Source organism: Escherichia sp. TW14182, from assembly GCF_000208525.1.
Classification (GTDB): Bacteria; Pseudomonadota; Gammaproteobacteria; order Enterobacterales; family Enterobacteriaceae; genus Escherichia; species Escherichia ruysiae.
Genome location: NZ_AEJZ01000015.1, coordinates 1 through 5,779, shown reverse-complemented (window position 1 = coordinate 5,779; position 5,779 = coordinate 1). Strand labels below are relative to the sequence as shown.

General features: G+C 50.9%; 4 protein-coding genes and 1 pseudogene. 4 read left to right on the top strand and 1 reads right to left on the bottom strand.

The genetic code is table 11. The features are described 5' to 3' along the window. Positions 1-215, top strand: a pseudogene (locus EQY_RS0101695) (outer membrane assembly protein AsmA); the annotation flags it as partial. Between the two features lie 67 nt (positions 216-282). Here the strand turns inward: EQY_RS0101695 and EQY_RS0101690 are convergent. After that, positions 283-1,866, bottom strand: coding sequence for a TerC family protein (locus EQY_RS0101690; protein WP_000454703.1), 1,584 nt, complete (start codon positions 1,864-1,866; stop codon positions 283-285). A gap of 650 nt (positions 1,867-2,516) precedes the next feature. On the opposite strand from EQY_RS0101690, the gene wza reads away from it, so the two are divergent. From wza to wzc, 3 genes are all read left to right on the top strand, one after another. After that, entirely contained in the window at positions 2,517-3,656 is a 1,140-nt protein-coding gene (gene wza, locus EQY_RS0101685) for a polysaccharide export protein Wza (protein ID WP_000978081.1), read from the top strand. A gap of 5 nt (positions 3,657-3,661) precedes the next feature. Then, on the top strand, positions 3,662-4,105 hold the full coding sequence (gene wzb / locus EQY_RS0101680; protein ID WP_000482919.1) for a low molecular weight protein-tyrosine-phosphatase Wzb: 444 nt from the start codon (positions 3,662-3,664) through the stop codon (positions 4,103-4,105). Between the two features lie 2 nt (positions 4,106-4,107). Then, a partial coding sequence (gene wzc, locus EQY_RS0101675; protein WP_000137150.1) for a tyrosine-protein kinase Wzc occupies positions 4,108-5,779 on the top strand: 1,672 nt, incomplete at its 3' end.

Below are 5,779 nucleotides of genomic sequence, written 5' to 3'. Positions count from 1 at the left end.
ACGGAGAAAGCAAACTGATTGATTTCCTCAAAGAAACGCCAGTACCGCTGCGGGTTTACGGCAACTGGCAGCAACTCAATTACAGCCTGCAAGTGGATCAGTTACTGCGCAAACACTTACAGGATGAAGCCAAACGTCGCTTGCACGATTGGGCTGAGCGCAATAAAGATTCCCGCAATGGCAAAGATGTGAAGAAGTTGCTGGAGAAGATGTAAGTTTCCAGATGACATATGCTGTAGGCCTGATGCGACGCTTTACGCGTCTTATCAGGCCTACATACCATCACACCTCGTACTCCAACTCGCCATCCTTATGTAGCGGAATAATCTGCACCTTCTGCACGCGATGGCTTTCCACCTGTAACGTTTTGAGCAAATAATTCCCCACCTGAACTTCTTCGCCAGGTTTTGGAATACGCTGTAAATATTCCATCAGCAGCCCGGCGATGGTGTGATATTCACGTTTTTCATCCAGCGGCAGCGGTACATATTGCACCAGATCTTCCAGTGGCATATGACCATTCGCCGTCCAGGAACCGTCGGCGTTTTTCTGAATATCATGGCGGGCGTCGATCTCTTCCACTTCGTTCGGTAAGTTACCAGCAATGGTTTCGGTGACGTCACTTAATGTCACAATCCCTTCCACCGAGCCAAACTCATCCACCACAAAAGCAAAGTGCGTGCGGGCGTTGCGGAACTGCTCCAGGGCAGGTAACAGCGGCAAGGTTTCCGGGAAAACCAGCGGCTGGCGAATCAACACCCGCAGATTGAGCGGTTCGCCGCGCAGCGACTGTTGTAGCAGATCGATAACGTGAACAACACCAAGCAAATCTTCCGCGTCATCGCCATCGGTAACGACCAGACGCGTATGTTGATTTCGCTCCAGCAACTGGCGGATCTCGTCTTCCGGCGCGTTGAGATCGATATGCTCGATATCGTGGCGCGAGGTCATGATGCTGCTGACGGTACGCTGGTTAAGATTAAGCACCCGCTCGATCATCCGCCGCTCCTGCGGATTAAAGATTTGCTGATTATCATGATCCACCAGCATTGATGCGGTTTCGGCGTCCAGTTCCGCATCTTCTTTTTGCCCGCTTAACAGGCGCATTACCGCTTCGGTGGTGCGCTGGCGCAGGGTCTGGTTAGCGGAAAGAAAACGTCGCCGGTTAAAGATGGCTAACTGATTGAGCGCCTCGATCATCACCGAGAAACCAATCGCAGCGTACAGATAGCCTTTCGGAATGACGAAGCCGAAACCTTCCGCCACCAGGCTAAAGCCAATCATCAACAGGAAACTTAAGCAGAGAATAACGATCGTCGGGTGACTGTTAACAAATTGCGTTAACGGTTTACTTGCCATCAGCATCAGGCTGATAGCGATAACGACGGCAGCCATCATGACCAGCAAATGGTCGACCATCCCGACGGCGGTAATCACCGAGTCGAGTGAGAAGATGGCGTCCAGCACCACAATTTGCGTCACCACACCCCAGAACTTCGCACCTTTGCGTTGCGTGGGATTATTGCTGTCTTTCCCTTCCAGTCGCTCGTTCAGTTCCATCGTGGCTTTGAACAGCAGGAAGAAACCACCAAACAGCATGATTAAGTCGCGGGCGCTAAAGGTAAATGAGCGGAAGCTGAACAGTGGTTGAGTCAGGGTGACCAGCCAGGAGATTGACGCCAGCAGTAACAGGCGCATTAACATTGCCAGCAGCAGCCCGGTAACCCGTGCGCGGTCGCGCTGCTTCGGCGGTAGTTTTTCGGCGAGGATGGCAATAAAGACCAGGTTATCAATGCCGAGGACCAGTTCGAGCACAATCAGCGTGATTAACCCGGCCCAGATAGACGGATCGGCAATCCATTCCATAGTAAGTACAAAACCTATTCGTTGTATGACAAATGTCACAATTCGATCATGGATAAATCGGGGCAAAAATGCAATGTTGCAGCACTATTTATCTGACTTTATTTGAGAACTATAACATTGCATTATCCCTGAATTAAAAGGGGTAATAATAAAATATTATTTAAGAAATATCGCATATAGAGATGCTATATTAAATATTGTCAACCTAAAGAAACTCCTAAAAAACATCACAAATTACACTTACTATAATTCTTAAAAATAGCCCATTGTCGAATTGTTACCTTGCCTGCTATTCCGTTAGCTGTAACACTTCCTCCTGCATTATTGGAGAGCCAATATTCAATTACCATAATGCTACCTTATATTCGGAAGTTAATTTCTTGAATAACCCTTTCTCATAAACGACTGTATGCTGAGAGGGTTTTAAAAACCAAACTAAATCAGTGTATTGGTAGCTAAAAAGCCAGGGGCGGTAGCGTGTCTGGATGCCTGAAAGACCAGTCTGAATTATTCTGTCAATAGCCTGCGGATGAAATCAATTTTTTTAGGACTGATGCCAGTTAAATTCTTATTCAATTAGCTGCAAGGTAAATGTGCATGTCGATAAATAATGCACAGGATAATTACTCTGCCAAAGTGATAAATAAACAATGATGAAATCCAAAATGAAATTGATGCCATTATTGGTGTCAGTAACCTTGATAAGCGGTTGCACAGTACTTCCGGGCAGTAATATGTCTACGCTGGGTAAAGACGTCATCAAACAGCAGGACGCTGATTTCGACCTCGACAAAATGGTGAATGTTTATCCGCTGACCCCGCGCCTGATTGATCAATTACGCCCACGCCCGAACGTGGCGCGCCCCAATATGACGCTGGAAAGCGAGATTGCTAATTACCAGTATCGCGTCGGGCCGGGCGACGTTCTTAATGTCACCGTCTGGGATCACCCGGAACTCACTACGCCAGCCGGTCAGTACCGCAGCTCCAGCGACACTGGCAACTGGGTACAGCCTGACGGCACCATGTTCTACCCGTATATCGGCAAGGTTCACGTGGTGGGGAAAACGCTCGCTGAAATCCGCAGTGATATTACCAGCCGCTTAGCGACGTACATCGCTGACCCGCAGGTGGACGTTAATATCGCCGCCTTCCGCTCACAAAAAGCCTATATCTCAGGTCAGGTGAATAAATCCGGTCAGCAGGCCATCACCAACGTACCACTGACCATTCTCGACGCCATTAATGCCGCAGGTGGCCTGACCGACACAGCCGACTGGCGCAATGTGGTGCTGACACACAATGGTCGTGAAGAACGCATTTCTTTGCAGGCGCTGATGCAAAACGGCGACCTCAATCAGAACCGACTGCTTTACCCCGGCGATATTCTCTACGTGCCGCGTAATGATGATCTGAAAGTATTTGTGATGGGTGAAGTGAAGAAACAGAGCACCCTGAAAATGGACTTTAGCGGCATGACCCTGACTGAAGCTCTGGGCAATGCCGAAGGTATCGACATGACCACCTCCAACGCCAGCGGCATCTTTGTCATTCGTCCGCTGAAAGGCGAGGGCGGGCGTAACGGCAAGATTGCCAATATCTACCAGCTGGATATGTCCGATGCCACGTCGCTGGTGATGGCGACGGAATTCCGCCTGCAACCTTATGACGTGGTGTATGTCACCACAGCCCCGGTTTCCCGCTGGAACCGTCTGATCAATCAGTTGCTGCCAACTATTAGCGGTGTCCGTTACATGACGGATACAGCCAGCGACATTCATAACTGGTAATCGTCATGTTTAACAACATCTTAGTTGTCTGTGTCGGCAATATTTGCCGTTCCCCGACGGCGGAACGCTTACTGCAACGTTATCACCCGGAGCTGAATGTGGAGTCCGCTGGACTCGGCGCGCTGGTCGGTAAGGGCGCTGATCCTACCGCCATCAGCGTCGCCGCCGAGCATCAACTGTCTCTGGAAGGTCACTGTGCACGGCAAATCAGCCGCCGCCTGTGTCGCAACTACGACCTGATTTTGACCATGGAAAAGCGTCATATCGAACGCTTATGCGAGATGGCGCCGGAGATGCGCGGCAAAGTGATGCTGTTTGGTCACTGGGATAACGAATGTGAAATCCCCGATCCGTATCGCAAAAGTCGGGAAACGTTTGCAGCGGTGTACACATTACTTGAACGGTCTGCCCGCCAGTGGGCGCAGGCATTGAACGCAGAGCAGGTATAAGAATGACAGAAAAAGTAAAACAACATGCCGCTCCGGTAACGGGCAGTGATGAAATCGATATCGGTCGCCTGGTCGGCACCGTCATTGAAGCGCGCTGGTGGGTGATTGGCATCACCGCCGTATTTGCCCTCTGTGCTGTGGTTTACACTTTCTTCGCCACGCCGATTTATAGTGCCGACGCACTGGTACAAATCGAACAAAGCGGCGGCAATTCGCTGGTGCAGGACATTGGTTCGGCGTTAGCCAACAAACCGCCAGCCTCGGACGCTGAGATCCAGTTGATTCGTTCGCGTCTGGTACTCGGTAAAACGGTAGACGATCTTGACCTCGATATCGCGGTGAGCAAAAACACCTTCCCGATTTTCGGCGCGGGCTGGGAGCGCCTGATGGGACGTCAGAATGAGACGGTGAAAGTCACCACCTTTAACCGTCCAAAAGAAATGGCAGATCAGGTGTTTACGCTTAATGTGCTGGACAACAAAAACTACACGCTGAGTAGCGACAGTGGTTTTAGCGCCCGTGGACAAGCAGGTCAGATGCTGAAAAAAGAAGGCGTCACGCTGATGGTTGAGGCCATTCACGCCAGCCCGGGCAGTGAGTTTACCGTCACCAAATACTCCACGCTGGGGATGATCAATCAACTGCAAAACAGTCTGACGGTAACGGAGAACGGCAAAGACGCTGGCGTACTGAGCCTGACTTATACCGGTGAAGATCGCGAACAGATCCGCGATATTCTTAACAGCATCGCCCGTAACTATCAGGAACAAAATATTGAGCGCAAATCGGCGGAAGCGTCGAAAAGCCTCGCTTTCCTCGCGCAACAATTGCCGGAAGTGCGCAGCCGCCTTGATGTCGCCGAAAACAAACTGAATGCCTTCCGTCAGGATAAAGATTCTGTGGATCTGCCGCTGGAAGCGAAAGCGGTGCTCGATTCGATGGTGAACATCGACGCGCAGTTGAACGAACTGACCTTTAAAGAGGCGGAAATCTCCAAGCTGTACACCAAAGTTCATCCGGCGTATCGCACGCTGCTGGAGAAACGGCAGGCGCTGGAAGACGAAAAAGCCAAACTTAACGGTCGCGTAACGGCGATGCCGAAAACCCAGCAGGAGATTGTGCGCCTGACCCGCGATGTCGAGTCTGGTCAGCAGGTCTATATGCAACTGCTGAATAAAGAGCAGGAGCTGAAAATCACCGAAGCCAGCACCGTTGGCGATGTGCGCATTGTTGACCCGGCAATCACCCAGCCTGGCGTGCTGAAACCGAAGAAAGGGCTGATTATTCTCGGTGCGATTATTCTTGGCCTGATGCTCTCCATTGTTGGTGTGCTGCTGCGCTCGCTGTTTAATCGCGGCATCGAAAGCCCGCAAGTGCTGGAAGAACACGGTATTAGCGTCTATGCCAGCATCCCGCTGTCGGAATGGCAGAAAGCGCGCGATAGCGTCAAAACCATCAAAGGGGTTAAACGCTATAAACAGAGCCAGCTACTGGCGGTGGGGAATCCAACCGATCTGGCGATTGAAGCCATCCGCAGTCTGCGTACCAGTTTGCACTTTGCGATGATGCAGGCGCAGAACAATGTGTTGATGATGACCGGGGTTAGCCCGTCAATTGGTAAAACCTTTGTCTGTGCCAACCTGGCGGCGGTGATCAGTCAGACCAATAAACGGG

Coding starts and splice junctions, on each gene's coding strand:
- wza (WP_000978081.1), top strand. CDS start 2,517: ATGATGAAATCCAAAATGAAATTGATGCCATTATTGGTGTCAGTAACC.
- wzb (WP_000482919.1), top strand. CDS start 3,662: ATGTTTAACAACATCTTAGTTGTCTGTGTCGGCAATATTTGCCGTTCC.
- EQY_RS0101690 (WP_000454703.1), bottom strand. CDS start 1,866: ATGGAATGGATTGCCGATCCGTCTATCTGGGCCGGGTTAATCACGCTG.